Source organism: Cedecea neteri, from assembly GCF_000758305.1.
Taxonomy (GTDB): Bacteria; Pseudomonadota; Gammaproteobacteria; order Enterobacterales; family Enterobacteriaceae; genus Cedecea; species Cedecea neteri_C.
Genome location: NZ_CP009458.1, coordinates 3,345,411 through 3,361,712, shown reverse-complemented (window position 1 = coordinate 3,361,712; position 16,302 = coordinate 3,345,411). Strand labels below are relative to the sequence as shown.

Genomic DNA, 16,302 nt, shown 5'->3' with positions numbered 1-16,302 from the left:
TCCTACTGGTGTTTTGGTTCCAGTTTACGATCACATTTCATAATTTCTTGGGGTACCTGAGAAACATCAAATGAAAGTTCAGGTTGATAAATTGGCCCCGTTACCCCAGGATAAGCGGGGTTTGATTCCTTGGATGCAGGGCTAAATGTCCACTTCAAAGCATAAGCACTAGTCGGAGATCGTTCCTTAAAAGCATACTCAATCATATAAAATCCGTCATTGGTCACCAGCATATCGTAATCTTTTGTATCGCCATTGGGATCTTGCGTATTTGACCCGTACGTCACCGAACGCAGAGTTTTTCCACCATCGGTTGTCACCGCCACGACATTCATACACCCCTTGTCGGAGCCGCGGCAGGCAGGCTTTTCATCATTTAATGGAAATGCTAAATAGTCATCACGGCTGGAGAGCCAGAAGAAACGCCCTTTGAACATATATCCTGAGGTATTTGCCACTTTAACGTGAATACCTTTCGCTTTATTGTTGTAAAATGTTTTCCCGTTTTCACAACGCGTGTATTCTTCCAACGTAAAGTAACGGTCTTTATCAATGTGATAAATTATCTGCGGCGGACCATACACCTCAGGTTGCTGTTTTTTATTTTCCGGTTCTTTCTGTGTGTTATTTGTTGCAGAAAACGGATTCACAAAGGCAACACCGCCACCATAAGGACCCGCGACACAACCACTCAGAACAAACACACTATATATAAAGCACATCCGTATAATCAGATTCATCATGACTCTATTCCTTTTTATTTTTTCAGCACGATCTTCAGTCCATCAACCGCTTTTGACATAACCAGTGCGGAGTTTCCTGAATTATCTGTGATGCCGGACAATATTTTTCCGTCCGGCATATGAATGTCATAGTTTTGATTTGCTAAAGGTTTACCAGTAACAGGATGGGTAATGACAAATTTTTCATCAAATGTTTCTGGCTCAAACGACTTCATCACCCCCTGCAGACTACCGGCACCCGCCTTCTTTATCCCCGTGTTCTTTATCAACAGCTTACCCGGGCCACCAATCTCAACATTCCCGCCCTTAATTTTGATATAACCGCCGCCGCATATTAGCGTCAGCTCATCCTGTGCTGTAACAACCAGTTTCCTGCCACTCGAAATATGTGTGTCCTGCGTGGACCAGGTCGTGATGTTTCCGCCCTGCGCCTGAATATCAATATCGTCATGCGAGCTGAACAGTTTTGCACCTTCCCGGCTGTACAGGCTGAGTTGTTTCCCCGCGGCCAGCGTGAAATCTTTCTGCGCTCCGACATCCAGTTGTTTGCCTGCGGTCAGCGTCAGATTATCACTGGCTGATAACTGCATATCTTCACCACTCACCAGCGCCATGCCCTTTGGCGCACTGCCCAGGATGACCTCCTCATGCAATTGTTCGATTTTTTGCCTGAGGAGTTTTTGCTGACGGCCGACATCGGCAGCCAGTGCCTGAGCCTGCTTCGCGCTGGCAGCCAGGGATTCCATTGCCACTAATGCGGCTGAAAGCCGTGCAAGCGCGGGCTCCATCTCCAGCACCTGGCCCTGCGCCTTCGCCTGCCCGTCGGCGCTGATGAATATCCCCTTCTGCGCCCGGATGGCGCCCCGGCTGTCGGTCCTTAATTCAAAGCCCTCCCCGCGCGCCTGCCTCTCGCTGTCGACCAGATGGCCCAGGTTCAGCTGGCTCTTGCCGCCGTACTCGGTGGAGACCTTGATGTGCTCCTTGCCACGCTCATCGTCGAGGCGGATTTTGTTGTTCGCAGGCGTCCGCAGCACGTTCCGCCGGTAGTTGCGGATGGTGACAGGGTCCGGATGGGCCGAGTCGTGTAAGACCCCGGCGATATAGGGCCTGTCCGGGTTGCCGTCTTCAAAGCCGATGGCCACTTCCGTGCCCGCCAGCAACGGCAGGTGCAGGCCGTAGGTATCCCCGGCGTACGGCCTGGACTGGCGCACCCACAGGCTTTCAAACCCGGTTTCCCAGCTGGCGCGGTCAAACAGCATACTGACGCGGTAGCGGCCATCTTTGTCGATATGGCCGTAGGTGTCGTTTTCTGTCGTGCTGGTCACGCGTGCCGGGAGCGTGCCGGCCATCACCGGGCGGCTGCCGGGCTCGGGGTGGAACCCAAAATCCGTGCTGTCCGGGATGCCGTGAAAATTCACCACAAAGTTTCTGTCGCGGCGCGCATGGCTGGTCATGCCCGTGATGAGCACGCCCTGAGCGAACACCTCCGCCACTTCGTAGCCGCCAGTAACGGTCAGCACCTGACCCGGCGAGAGCACCGGGCTGCTGGTGAGGGCCTGGACCTGCGTCTGCCCGTTCAGGTAGCGTTCGTGGCGCATCCGGGCGTAAAACACGCCCGATTCAGGCGCCGGGGTCGGGTCGTAGGCGCTGCCCGCCGTCAGGTAGTTGTCGGCCCAGCGGTAGTGCTCCCCACAGGTGGTCGTGTCGCCCCGCGTCACATCCACCTGCGCGGTCATCTCTGCCGTGGCCTGCCGGTAGTTGTAATCCCGGGTGCTGACCTTCTGCGGCACCACGCGATGGTGGCTCGCCATCTCCCACACCGAATCCATGCCCTGTGAATGCTGGCCCGACGGCGGCACCGAAGGCAACTCCGGCCCCCGCTCATAGCCCTGCTGGCTGTCGTAAAACTCCACCACGTCGATGTTGAGCCGCGTGTCGGTGGTGAAGCGGAACCAGATGCCCACCTCGCCCAGCAGGCGGGTGATGAAGTGCAGGTCGTCCTCGCCGTACTGCATCACCTGCTCGCGGCGCGGATACTCTTTTGCGAGTGAAAACACAAAGTCCTGGCCGCGCATGTTGTGGCGCTCGCGCAGGATTTTTTCGACAATCTGCGGGACGGACATGTCCTGATAGATGGCGTTCTGAACCGAACGGTCGAGCAGCGCCAGACGGGGCTGAAGCGTCAGGGCATAATGAGTCTCGTCCCGGGACGTGTTCAGGCGCTCAAAGCCGCTGACCACGCCCTGAATCACCCGCACCGGCTGCTGTACTTTGATACCGTAGCCCTGGTCCACCGGGGCCAGAAGCGTCAGCGAGGCAGGCTGCATCAGCATCATTTCTTTGCTGATGGCGTGGCTCTCGCTGGTGAACTCAATGCGGTAGCTGAACGGTTTGCTCAGGGCTTCTTCGCCGGTAAACGCCAGCACGTCGAGGGCCGGTTCGCAGCCCTTCACCGCGAGCCGGTGATGGCTGTGGCTGTATCCTGCCGGGGGATTATTACTCATTCGTTGACTCCTGATGTCCGGTCAAATTGTTCACGCTAAATATCTGCTCCGGCAGCGTAAAATTGCGCAGTTCCAAAAGCGCCAGCGGCCCTTTCCCCAGTTGTGAGCGCAGCACCCATTGCAGGGTTCGCCCGTCCGGGGCCGTAAAACTCATCATCCACCGGCTGCTATCCAGTTGTTGCCGTTTGCCTTCTTCCAGCCAGCGGATAAAACCCCATGCCCCGCTGTAATCACCAAATAAGCGTGCCCCGGCGCTGGTTGAAGTCCAGGTCAGCGTGGTGCCTGGTTTATATGTGTCTCCCGGCCAGCGAAACATTTGCCAGTCGGCCATCTGGTTAAAGTAACGCAGCTTTTGCCCGTCGAGAGTCAGGAGCGTTTCCACCACCTGCGGGGCCGGGCGAGCCTGCAGTTCAAAATTGATCCCCTGGGTGCCGTCGGTAAATAAAATGTCCGACAGCTGGCTCAACTGGTTTACGGCGCGGAGGAAAGCTGGATTGAAGGTTAAGCCCTGCCCGTTGATTTTATCCGGTACCCACTGGCTGCCTTCTTTATGCAGCACCCCATTCAGCTGCGTGGTCAGAAAACGCTCGATGCGCCCGCTGTCCTGACGCACAAACTCAGCCAGCATGGGCAAAGACACTTCACTTTTGCTGACCGCAAACGGATAACGGCCATCGAAAGCCGTATGCCAGTTCGCCACCACCGAACGGCGCCATTTGTCGTTCAGGCCGGCGGCCGAAGGTTGCAGGACCGTTTCCCACGCCTGGGTTAGCGGCTGCACAAACAGGGTTTGCCCAAAACCGCTCCACTCTTCTCCGAGGCTGGCGGCCATCAGGCTGCCGTACTGCTGCGTGTCCGTCAGGTCGATGCTTTTGCCCTGAAAAACGGTCTGGGCCAGGGTCTGCATCATCTCCTGAGGATCGGAGGAACTTGCGACCTGCTGCAGGCGCAGGCGAACGCGAGTGATTCGGGTCAGATAAGTTTGCAGGCTCAGGGTGCTGTCCGCTGACATCACGCTGCTGGCTTTATTTTTCCCCATCAGCGTTAACAGCGGCCCGAAGGTCTCATCCAGCGGCCCCTCTGCACGCGCATCACGCTGATCAATCAGCGGCTTATTTTTCCCCCCCACCAAATCTTTCGCCGACTTGATAATGGACTCGGAAATCCCTTCAGCCTTCTGCCCCGTTTCCCCCTGCCAGGCCAGGGTGTTCATCAGGGCTATTAAAGGGGACTGGCGGACATCACTCATCAGCGTCAACTGGTCAGCTACATCGGTAATGTTATTGGCCTGATTCAGCCGCAGGCTGTTGAGAAAGTTCAGCCACGTCCCGGCAAAGTCGGTGAAGTAGCGCTGGGTCAAGCGTGCTTTCAGCGCCTCAGGGGAGAGATCGGCCCCCACGCTGTGCTGGCTGTCGCTCAGCACCCAGTCGATCTCCTCTCGGCGAGATTTAGCTGCTTTTTCAATCGCCTGCTGAATCCCCCCTTCCCACGCCTGGCGGGTAAACATGCCCGGCACCGCTTCATCGGTGGTAAACAGGCGACGCGCATCGGTGCCGCTGGTCATGTCCTCCAGAGTCACATCGGCAAAATTACGCCGCACGGACTTGAGCATATTTTCATACAGTGTACTTTCGGCATTTCGGCGCCCAATCTGCTGCAGCAGCACCTGGCGGCTTTGGCCGATCAGCTGTTGGTCCGGGGTTATTTTCCAGTGGGGCTGGTTCGGCAGCTCGGTGATGTAGAACGCCCACAGATCCGGGGAAAGGCTTTGCCACAGCCCCGGTGATACTCCGGCTCGGACAGGTTCAACCACCTTCATGGTCTGAGCGAAAAACGCGCCATCGGTTTTGTCCGGCCTCGCCATCATCAGCCACGCTTTTAGCTGGTCATAACCGGGTTTAGCCAGCTGTGCACGCTTGTCGCTGTTGGGCGCAGAGTTAACCAGCGCGGTAAGTTTTTGCGTTAGCGCCGCATTTGCCGGGTCGCGTATCAGCCGGGTATTGGCGACGCCGTACCAGGGCAGCATGGCGTCGAGCAATGTCCGGGAATGATCTAACCCGAAGCGCTGGTACCAGGGCGCGCCGTCCTGAATATTATGCTGTAAGCGGCCAGCATCATTACGCAGGTCATGCAAAGCCTCTAACTGAACATCAGACACGCTGGTCTGTTCCGCCAGGTAGTGGGCTTTAGTCGCGACAGAAGTGATTTGGTTATAGTTCAGGCCAAAAGAGATCAACATCCCGGTGGCCCAAATCCCCAGCGCAGCGATGAGGCTTAACGCCAGCGCCTGCTCCCACGGCAGCCCTACGCGGCGACCACGTACCCGCCCGCAGTCTGCGACGATCCCCTGCCAGGTCGCCGGGAGCGTCAGGGTATGACGCTGCGACTCAGGTATAAATGTCTCAGCATTCGCATTTTCGGTAGCGTTAGCGGATTGAGTCCGAGTGAGACTGAACATCAGCCCCCGCAGCGGAACGCGCTGTTGGCTTGCGTAGAGCCACGGCTTGAGCCGATCAACCCAGCCGCTAATGCCTCCATTTTTCAGCTGTTGCCCAAGGCGCAGCAGGAAGTCGTGGTTATTGTTGTCGACAATCTGGCTGACGCCCTGTGTTGTCAGGGGCGATAACAGGTTTGTCATCTGGCGGGCTACATCATCCAGACTGGCACGAGCCGGGAAACTGGCCCCCACGGCCTGCTCGGGGCGTTTCGCCTGCGGCCACTTGCTGTCGCAGAGCTGCCACAGCCAGACCGGAGCCGAATAACGCAGCAGTTCGCTAATTTTCTCCAGCCCGCGCAGGTCGCTATCGCTGATCTGCGGCGTAAGCTCGAGCGAGTGAGGCAAAACGCGAATGATGCCATCCAGCGGGCGGCCACGGCGCAGTTTGCGCAGCGAGGTATATTTTTCGCGGTCCGGCTCCGCCGACAGGCTGCCGCCATAAATCAGAACCGTGCGGTTACCTTCCAGCCACTGGTTTTGCTGCAGGCCGGGGACCAACTCTTCTATCGCAGCTTCGTCTCCGGTGATGAGAAGCAGGCGGACTTTGTAGTGCCAGAAGAACAAGTTACGTGTTCTAAGATGCTTGCTGAGTGTTGAAAAATCATATCGCCCCGGCGCTCTTTCTTCGTTGTGATTGTTTTCATCATCAGGCGCAACGGGAGAGGAATTTTGTTGCCTGGACAACGTAAAAAATACCAGAGTGCACAATGTGGCGGTCAGGATGATGAAACTTGCCAGCGCGTACCAGAAATTGTCGCCACCGCTACTCGAAGGCAATTGCGTTATCTGTACCAAAACAAAGAGTATCACTAGCAGAATTGCCACGATGAGAAATCCTACTCCCAGTGACTTTGAAACATTTTTCATGCCGGTTATTCCTTTCCGGTGTGTCGCGCTGCCCTGATAAATTTTGGACGCTGAAGACGGGCTGTAATGTGCCTCAGCAAAATGGCCAGCCCGGGCAATATCACTATCACTGACAGCACAAGAAGAGCGATCCCTGACCAGGAGAATGCCGTTGAAGGAAAATAGTGGATCATCAGACTGTACAGACCGGCATTGAGCAGTAATGCCATCAGAACAGAGCCCCCGGGAAAGGGTGCCTGAACGATGAAATGATCATCCTCGACTGCGAGGACGGCACTTCCAAGTGTCACTGCACAGGCATCATTTTCACCTTCGAGAAGAAGCCACTGGCAGTCGGGACCATAAGCCGCCATCTCAGCCGCAGCACCAATCATTGCCCAGCCAGCAAGACCACCATACCGGGCACTGGCGATGTCATAGTCAATGACCCCGCCAGTGCCAATGCTATCGTACAGGGGAACCGATAGTTCATTCATCACCCTGCTCACTGACTGTCGTGGCGCATCTGATAGCCCACTGTGCCAGACAAGATGTTTCTTGCTGGCAGGCGTGAGGGCCATATTCCTTAACTCACTGAGTTCCGTTGCAAGCGTACGGGAGTTGAGCGGCATCGCCCGGAAAAGCCGTAACGCATTTTTTCCTTCCCCCTGATTAAGCATCGACGGATGCACCATAAACAAAGCGCTGGCAAATTCAGGCAGAACGTCATCGGGTAGCCGATAGTACATCACCAGTACCAGTACGGGCTGCTTTGTTGACCTCAAAAACTGATTCCAACCATTAAGGGAGGAGTCAGCATCCTGAAAATGAACGTCGGCTTTCCATGGTGGGGTACCTACTGACCAGATACGATGGAATGACTGAGATTCACGGTCTTTGTCGCTACCGTTGGTCTGAACAATAATCTGGAGTGGGCCGGAAGGATATCGCCGCCGAATCGAAGGCATTATCTGGGCAATGAGATGACTGAGAAGTTGCTCAAAACGCGAAATGCCGGGCGTAAGGGGGACATCCGGCAACAAAGTTAAAGGTGTCGTGTCCGCACTTTCCCCTTCTGATGTATGTGCAAGACGAGACAGCATTCCCGTATTGGCCGCGATGAAAAAATGGCTGAGAATGACAAGGTGCTGATGCGCGCGTAAGCGCCACTTCAGACGCATATCCCTGCACCACTCATTCCAGTTCCAGACACGGATTGCCAGCATTTCCCAGCAGAAACTGTAGACTGCGATGGTTGCCGAAATGCCCACAAATGTCCAGACCGTGAGCGACAACCAGGCCCCACTGTTCAATGAAGGTAACTCTGTCGTCGGTGATTTCAGTACAGCAACAAGCAGCCCAATGAATATACCGAGAATAATAATCAACAAACAAACCCACGGCGACCAGGATGGTGCCTGCTCTTTTTCAGGCACCTCCGGAAGAGACCACCCCATCAGCCAACCTCCATATCCTGCATGCTTGCGATAACTATTGCCCCGCATTGAGTTCTATAGCCATGTAATACAATTCCACGCCCGTTTTCTTCATAGGCAGAAATATCGCACTCGATAATTTTATTTGTGCCATGCTCAGGGCAGGACACGGTGTCATTTAAGAGTGCGGCATATTTGCCCGATATTTCAAAGCTGGATGAGGCTGATGTAACCTTGCCTCCGTGTGAAGTGGAATCTCCTAGAATAACGACGTATCTACTCATTTAGTAACCGTACTCCTTTGCCTTTTTCCGAATCATTTCCTCGATGCCCGTTTCACGGCTTATCATTGAAGGCTCACTAATACTTTCAACAATTCCTGTATTCATATATGGATCAGAACCAGTGGTCCAATCTGCAAGATATCGAAGTTTAGAAAGAAATTCTTTATCCCATGTAGCATCGCAGTAGCCTATTGGTAAATCATAAGCTACTACTCTGGACATAAAGTTCTCGCTTCCAGGTAGTGTACTGTGATCTGTCGGTTGCGAAACATATGTTCGTAACCTCTTATTTTTTTCTTCGACAGTTTCCTTCCTTGTTATCTCTTGCACATAACCACTTGGAAGCTCTTTATAGCCGATTACGACATCATGGTTTGGATATAAATTAATATAGTTATCGTATGTATTGTCATTTTTATCTCCAGTTTTAGGGTTCACTTCCCCCCACCCATCCTGCTGTTTTGAGCCATGCTCTTTACCTACTCGGGTTTGGTCAAATCCGGCCAACTCATCAGAATTAATAGGTTTAGGAACTCTTTCTGCATTTACAAACACTGTTTGCCATTTGGGAGGGTTAGGATATGTATTTCTACTACTTTGATATTTATCATCTCCATCATCCCAAAATGGTCTTCCATCAGGCAATGTACCAAATGGTGTATGTTTATCTGGATCAGACCCACACGGCGTATTTCTAGCCAACATCCGTTGGTATAAATTATTTTTGAACTTCAGAATTAATGGATGTGGATTTCCATTTTTATCATTCGGCAGCCCTTGCCAACCTATTGAGCGAAGCGGCAATGACCCCATAACTCGGTCATGTGGGCAGAAGTAAATATATGTTCTACCATGATTATCACGTTCCTGTATTTTACCACCTTCTATTACATTCTCACCTTCAGGCTTCCAACTCGATTTATCAGTAAATTTACCTACACATAATCCTTCATAACCGCCAGCGGAAAGATGCGAAGTTTGCATTGAAATTTTTTCAATTATTGATGACAAAGTATTCTCTCGGCCGTTAGGAGAAATTCTCTCTTGCTGAGGAATTGAAAACTCATTAAGTTGGCTATTATGCATTGCATAAGGGGAGTTTAATATGAAAAGAGCATCTGGCCCTTTTTTTGCTAGTGCTACCGCGGCTAGTGAAATCATTGTTCCCTGGCTGTGAGAGATAATGCTAATTGTATCATAAGGATATTTATCTCGGATAAGATCTAAAAGATCCGCTAGTCGCTTAGCAGCATGTGAATAGTATTTCCGTGGTGGGGCATTTGTTAAAAGCCTATCTTTATCTTCATTAAAATACTGAAGTTTCGCGCCAGGAATTCCTGCCAAGTCCTCATCGAATCCATAGTTACTCCATAGCGAATGTAAGTTATTTGTACCGTTTTGAAACGGCCCTCCTCCCCATATATATGGGCCTTTTCTCCGAATATCATCTACCTTTACACCTATTTTTTTCATTTGGTGATAGTCTTCACCATCTACATTAGCTAACGGAATAACATATTTATCCTCTTCACCCTCTACTGAAGAATATCCCCAGTAGAATCGAATAATTGGAGACCTCTCATTATTTTCAATAATTTCCCTGTGAGTTAAAGGTGATGGTGATGAGTTATCTTCCACAACAGAATCAGTGCTGTATTTGTTCGATTTCAACTCGAATGCGGTACCTTTTAGCCCCAACCTGGCATTTAATCCTCCGCAGAGGGACTCTTCCGCATTTTGATACCATTCCCCCGTTGAGTTAACACCATGAACAAGTATTATTAGCCCTGGAAGATGAGGAGGCAAATCACATCCTCCGCGGACTTTTATATTTTTATGTGAAGGGCTTGAACGCCATGAGGGTCGGCCATTATCATCATACTTGAGTTCTAAAGGCCTTGTTGTATTTGTTCCTTTATTCATTAGCAGAACCTTTCTTATCTATTAGAACAACCGCCTTCATCTTATTATTGGGGCATCATTTGACTGGAGGGCATATACAATGATATATGAGAGGATCACACATATAAACCACTTACCTGCTTTCCTCCATCCTCCGCCAGTAGATTTGTACAGAAACCCAACGAATAGATATAAAATGCTTCCAGCCACAAGTGAATATAAAAAAATTATAAAGAGCACCAATCCTAGCATGTGTACGTCCTCAAAGTTATTTAACGGCTCATAAGTGTTATTATCACGTCAGCTATTAAATCCGAAGAATTAAGTGATGTAGCCCCCAAGGAGTCTGTTATACCAGTTACAACTGATCCATTTGGCATAGTTATTTTATAAGCTTTTCCTGGCAACGGCTCTTGAGTTAATGCATTTCTGATTATGAATTTTTCATCAAAACTTTCAGACTCAAACGACTTCATCACCCCCTGCAGACTACCGGCACCCGCCTTCTCTATCCCCGTGTTCTTTATCAACAGCTTACCCGGGCCACCAATCTCAACATTCCCGCCCTTGATTTTGATATAACCGCCGCCGCATATTAGCGTCAGCTCATCCTGTGCCGTCACCACCAGTTTTTTGCCACTCGAAATATGTGTGTCCTGCGTGGACCAGGTCGTGATGTTTCCGCCCTGCGCCTGAATATCAATATCGTCATGCGAGCTGAACAGTTTTGCACCTTCCCGGCTGTACAGGCTGAGTTGTTTCCCCGCGGCCAGCGTGAAATCTTTCTGCGCTCCGACATCCAGTTGTTTGCCTGCGGTCAGCGTCAGATTATCACTGGCTGATAACTGCATATCTTCACCACTCACCAGCGCCATGCCTTTTGGCGCACTGCCCAGGATGACCTCCTCATGCAATTGTTCGATTTTTTGCCTGAGGAGTTTTTGCTGACGGCCGACATCGGCAGCCAGTGCCTGAGCCTGCTTCGCGCTGGCAGCCAGGGATTCCATTGCCACTAATGCGGCTGAAAGCCGTGCAAGCGCGGGCTCCATCTCCAGCGCCTGTCCCTGCGCCTTCGCCTGGCCGTCGGCGCTGATGAATATCCCCTTCTGCGCCCGGATGGCGCCCCGGCTGTCGGTCCTTAATTCAAAGCCCTCCCCGCGCGGCTGCCTTTCGCTGTCGACCAGATGGCCGAGGTTCAGCTGGCTCTTGCCGCCGTACTCGGTGGAGACCTTGATGTGCTCTTTGCCACGCTCATCGTCGAGGCGGATTTTGTTGTTCGCAGGCGTCCGCAGCACGTTCCGCCGGTAGTTGCGGATGGTGACGGGGTCCGGGTGGGCCGAGTCGTGTAAAACCCCGGCGATATAAGGCCTGTCCGGGTTGCCGTCTTCAAAGCCGATGGCCACTTCCGTGCCCGCCAGCAGCGGCAGGTGCAGGCCGTACGTATCTCCGGCGTACGGCCTGGACTGGCGCACCCACAGGCTTTCAAACCCGGTTTCCCAGCTGGCGCGGTCAAACAGCATACTGACGCGGTAGCGGCCATCTTTGTCGATATGGCCGTAGGTGTCGTTTTCTGTCGTGCTGGTCACACGTGCCGGGAGCGTGCCGGCCATCACCGGCCGGCTGCCGGGCTCGGGGCGGAACCCAAAATCCGTGCTGTCCGGGATGCCGTGAAAATTCACCACAAAGTTTCTGTCGCGACGGGCATGGCTGGTCATGCCCGTGATGAGCACGCCCTGAGCGAACACCTCCGCCACTTCATAGCCGCCGGTAACGGTCAGCACCTGACCCGGCGAGAGCACCGGGCTGCTGGTGAGGGCCTGGACCTGCGTCTGCCCGTTCAGGTAGCGTTCGTGGCGCATCCGGGCGTAAAACACGCCCGATTCAGGCGCCGGGGTCAGGTCGTAAGCGCTGCCCGCCGTCAGGTAGTTGTCGGCCCAGCGGTAGTGCTCCCCACAGGTGGTCGTGTCGCCCCGCGTCACATCCACCTGCGCGGTCATCTCTGCCGTGGCCTGCCGGTAGTTGTAATCCCGGGTGCTGACCTTCTGCGGCACCACGCGATGGTGGCTCACCATCTCCCACACCGAATCCATGCCCTGTGAATGCTGGCCCGACGGCGGCACCGAAGGCAACTCCGGCCCCCGCTCATAGCCCTGCTGGCTGTCGTAAAACTCCACCACGTCGATGTTGAGCCGCGTGTCGGTGGTAAAGCGGAACCAGATGCCCACCTCGCCCAGCAGGCGGGTGATGAAGTGCAGGTCGTCCTCGCCGTACTGCATCACCTGCTCGCGGCGCGGGTACTCTCTGGCAAGTGAAAACACAAAGTCCTGGCCACGCATGTTGTGGCGCTCGCGCAGGATTTTTTCGACAATCTGCGGGACGGACATGTCCTGATAAATGGCGTTCTGAACCGAACGGTCGAGCAGCGCCAGCCGGGGCTGCAGCGTCAGGGCATAATGAGTCTCGTCCCGGGACGTGTTCAGGCGCTCAAAGCCGCTGACCACGCCCTGAATCACCCGCACCGGCTGCTGTACTTTGATACCGTAGCCCTGGTCCACCGGGGCCAGAAGCGTCAGCGAGGCAGGCTGCATCAGCATCATTTCTTTGCTGATGGCGTGGCTCTCGCTGGTGAACTCAATGCGGTAGCTGAACGGTTTGCTCAGGGCTTCTTCGCCGGTAAACGCCAGCACGTCGAGGGCCGGTTCGCAGCCCTTCACCGCGAGCCGGTGATGGTTGTGGCTGTATCCTGCCGGGGGATTATTACTCATTCGTTGACTCCTGGTGTCCAGTCAAACTCCAGTGTAATGCCCTCTGCATCATCCCAGCCAAACGTCAGGGTTTTGGGCTTCTGCTGTACCGCCATCTGCCTCAACAGCTGCTGGCTCAGCACCGGCAGGATCTGCTGGTTAAGCAGGCTATCGACGTTGCGAGCGCCGGTGTCCGGTAGCAGGCAGGCAGCGGTTAGCGCGTCATACAAACTCTCTTCTATGTGCGTTGTCAGGCCATAGTGGCGGTGCAGACGTTGGCACACCTGCGCAAGTTTCATTTCCACAATGGTGCGCATTGCCGGGGAGCCTAGCGGGCGGTAAATCACGGTCTGAAAGCGGGCCAGCAGCGCGGGCTGGAAGTGGTCACGCAGGACTGGCCGTAGAAGTTCGTGCAGATCTCCTTCGGTGGCATCCGGCTTTTCGCCCAGCAACTGCATCAGATGGTCGCTACCCAGGTTGGAAGTCATCAGAATCACGGTGTTGCGGAAGTCGATTTCGCGGCCTTCGCCGTCACGCATAAAGCCACGATCAAAGACCTGGTAAAACAGATTCATTACATCGCGGTGGGCTTTTTCTACTTCATCGAGCAGCACAATGCTGTAAGGCCGCTTACGCACGGCTTCGGTCAGGATCCCGCCCTGCCCGTAACCCACATAGCCAGGGGGCGATCCCTTGAGCTGAGAAACGGTGTGCGGTTCCTGGTATTCTGACAGGTTGATGGTAATCAGGGATTTTTCACCGCCGTAGAGTACATCCGCGAGCGCGAGCGCCGTTTCGGTTTTCCCAACGCCGCTAGGCCCTACCAGTAGAAATACGCCCTGTGGTCCGTGCTCGGACGTCAGCCCTGTTTTGGCGGCTCGGAGCCGCTGAGCCAGGCTATTAAGCGCCACTTCTTGCCCCACAACTCGCTTGCCGAGGGCGCCTTCCAGCGTCAGCAACTCAGCCTGTTCATCTTTCATCAACGAAGAAAGAGGGACGCCGGTCCAGTCGGCAATCACGTTCGCCACGGTGCGAGTATCGACGTCAATCTGCACCAGCGGATCCCCCTGCTGTAGCGCCGCTAGCTGCTGTTGCAGGCCTGTAAGCTCAGCCTGGCGGCTGATATCCAGACGGCATTCCACAACCTGCAGCGCCAGTAACTTTTCCTGTTCAAAGCGGTTTTCCATCGCTTCGAGCGTGCTTTCCAGGTGACTAAACTGCGTTTCGATAAGCTCAATCCGCTCGCCGTGGCGGTGGCAGCCGGTGGCAATGTCTTCCAGCAGTGCCTGCTCCTCCAGCTCGAGAGCAGTTCGCTGAGCTTTCAGAACCACGATGTCTTCCGGGAGAGTATCCAGGCTCATACGAACTCGCGCCGCCGCGGTATCCAACAAATCAACGGCTTTATCCGGCAACTGACGGCCCGTGAGATATCGGCGTGACAGTGTCACTGCCGCGCACACGGCATCATCACTAATATGAACGCCGTGATGCTCTGCATAGCGGGATTTCAGGCCGCGCAGCATCAGGCAGGCAGTATCATCGTCCGGCTCATCCACTTTGACCATCTGGAACCGGCGTTCCAGCGCGGCATCACGCTCGAAATATTGTTTGTATTCGCTCCAGGTGGTTGCGGCGATGGTGCGAAGCTCACCGCGCGCCAGGGCCGGTTTCAACAGGTTGGCGGCATCGGCTCCACCTGCCTGGTTGCCCGCGCCGATAATGGTGTGCGCCTCATCGATAAACAGTAAAATCGGCTCCGGCGACTGCTGCACGGCCTCAATCACGTTTTTCAGGCGCTGCTCAAATTCCCCCTTCACGCCCGCGCCGGCCTGCAGTAGCCCAAGGTCGAGTGTGCGCAACCTGACAGGCTTGAGGCTTGTCGGGACGTTCCCTTCAGCGATACGCAATGCCAGGCCTTCTACCAACGCGGTTTTCCCCACCCCAGGTTCACCGACCAGGATTGGGTTGTTTTTACGGCGTCTTGAGAGAATATCCACCATCTGGCGGATTTCCTTGTCGCGCCCAAAAACCGGATCGATTTTCCCTTCCCTGGCTTTCGAGGTGACGTCGAGAGTAAATTTATCCAGCGCATTTTGCAGCGCAGGGCTGAGTCCGCCCTCTTTTATTTCTTCATCCACCGGGCGACCGATAAGCTCGACCTCACCACCATGTTTTTGTGCCAGTTCAGCCTCAAGCTGAGCCTCCGGACACTCGTCGGACTGCGCATCGAGCAAGGGTCGCAGGCGTTCTAACTGGTTTCGACCCAGCGTCAGCAGCGGCCAAAGCCCATCGCAGCGCAGCAAATTTTGTTTATCCACCAGCGCCATCAGCAGGTGTACGCTGCGAATATGCGTTTCTCCTGCAAGAGAGGCGATCAACCACGCTTCCTGCATCAGCGCCTGAACACTTTCTGAGAGATGCGGGCGATGACGAACGGAACGAGGCTGTTTGTCCAGCCAGCCAAGCAAATCCTGCCAAATGGTGTCCATGTCCCATTCATAGCGCCGCGCCAGCACCGTCAGGTCGCCTTCGCCCTGCTCCAACAACTTTAAAACCAAATGCTCGGGCAGAATTTCCGCCTGTGCTCGGGTCTGGCACAGGGATGCAGCCCCTTCCATCGCCCGGGCGCAGTAAGGGTTAAGACGACGTAGCAGGCTGGCTGGATTTTCCATGTTTTATTCTCTCCTGAAGGGGGCCTGGACACGCTACCGCCCATCGCCGTTTCCCATATTGGGGACCAAAGCGCATACGGTCGGGCTGGCAGATTGTGGGTTTCTTTGCTGAACGCCCGCGCGGGCAGGCGTTCAGCAAAAACAAAAAAACGGACAGAGAAACTCTGCCCGCTAGTGTTTTACGCGGTGGCGCGTTCGTTCCAGCTATCGGAATGAATGATGTTGCCGTCTTTGTAGGTCCAGGTGATTTTTTCGTAGCGCAGCTCTACGCGCTCGAGGTGGTTGTGTTTCTCTTTGGAAGGGTCTTTCACGTCATACATTTCAGGGTTGACCTTCACCACTTTCACGTTTTCCAGTTTGGTGTTGAAGTACTCAACTTCCTGGCCTGCATCGTTGATTTTGTACCACTTAAATTCAGCCGATTTCAGGGTTTGCCCGGTGGTGACCGCTTTGTACAGGTACGGGCTTGAGGAGTCGATTTCCTTGGTGAACCTGAACGGGGTGTGGATACGGGTCCCGGTCAGTTTGCCGGTGTTGTTATCGGTCGGGATGTACAGATTATGTTCCTGAGCAACAATTTCGATGCTGCCTTCGCGGTTCTCGACGTCCACAGATCCTTTGATGTCCGCACCGCCGTCGTCTTTAAGCCAAAGGTAAACAGGAATTGCCATGAT

The 16,302-nt window shown here is 54.1% G+C and carries 9 protein-coding genes; all 9 read right to left on the bottom strand.

From position 1 onward, the window contains the following. Nucleotides 1-2: 2 nt before the first annotated feature. The gene (locus tag LH23_RS15725; protein WP_039293029.1) at nt 3-743 is read right to left on the bottom strand and encodes a T6SS immunity protein Tli3 family protein; all 741 of its coding nucleotides are present in this window, start codon (nt 741-743) and stop codon (nt 3-5) included. Nucleotides 744-757: 14 nt separating this feature from the next. Next, nucleotides 758-3,247 carry a type VI secretion system Vgr family protein gene (locus tag LH23_RS15720; RefSeq protein ID WP_039293025.1) on the bottom strand — a complete coding sequence of 830 codons (2,490 nt, stop codon included), beginning with the start codon at nt 3,245-3,247 and terminating at the stop codon, nt 758-760. Further along, nucleotides 3,240-6,611: an ImcF-related family protein gene (locus tag LH23_RS15715; protein WP_039293021.1), complete on the bottom strand. Its 3,372-nt coding sequence runs from the start codon at nt 6,609-6,611 to the stop codon at nt 3,240-3,242. Before LH23_RS15715 ends, LH23_RS15720 begins: the two co-directional genes overlap by 8 nt. Nucleotides 6,612-6,616: 5 nt before the next feature. Then, nucleotides 6,617-8,047 (bottom strand): hypothetical protein, encoded by a 1,431-nt coding sequence (locus LH23_RS15710; RefSeq protein ID WP_039293018.1) that lies wholly within the window; start codon nt 8,045-8,047, stop codon nt 6,617-6,619. Further along, nucleotides 8,047-8,310, bottom strand: coding sequence for a PAAR domain-containing protein (locus LH23_RS15705; protein WP_039293016.1), 264 nt, complete (start codon nt 8,308-8,310; stop codon nt 8,047-8,049). Before LH23_RS15705 ends, LH23_RS15710 begins: the two co-directional genes overlap by 1 nt. After that, nucleotides 8,311-10,233 (bottom strand): effector protein Tle3 domain-containing protein, encoded by a 1,923-nt coding sequence (locus tag LH23_RS15700; RefSeq protein ID WP_039293013.1) that lies wholly within the window; start codon nt 10,231-10,233, stop codon nt 8,311-8,313. A gap of 251 nt (nt 10,234-10,484) precedes the next feature. Beyond that, complete coding sequence (locus tag LH23_RS15695) at nt 10,485-12,977, bottom strand: type VI secretion system Vgr family protein (RefSeq protein WP_039293010.1); 2,493 nt, start codon at nt 12,975-12,977, stop codon at nt 10,485-10,487. Continuing rightward, nucleotides 12,974-15,628 (bottom strand): type VI secretion system ATPase TssH, encoded by a 2,655-nt coding sequence (gene tssH, locus LH23_RS15690; RefSeq protein WP_039293008.1) that lies wholly within the window; start codon nt 15,626-15,628, stop codon nt 12,974-12,976. The genes LH23_RS15695 and tssH overlap by 4 nt, the downstream gene beginning before the upstream one ends. Nucleotides 15,629-15,807: 179 nt before the next feature. Continuing rightward, complete coding sequence (locus LH23_RS15685) at nt 15,808-16,299, bottom strand: Hcp family type VI secretion system effector (protein ID WP_039293006.1); 492 nt, start codon at nt 16,297-16,299, stop codon at nt 15,808-15,810. Nucleotides 16,300-16,302 lie beyond the last annotated feature (3 nt).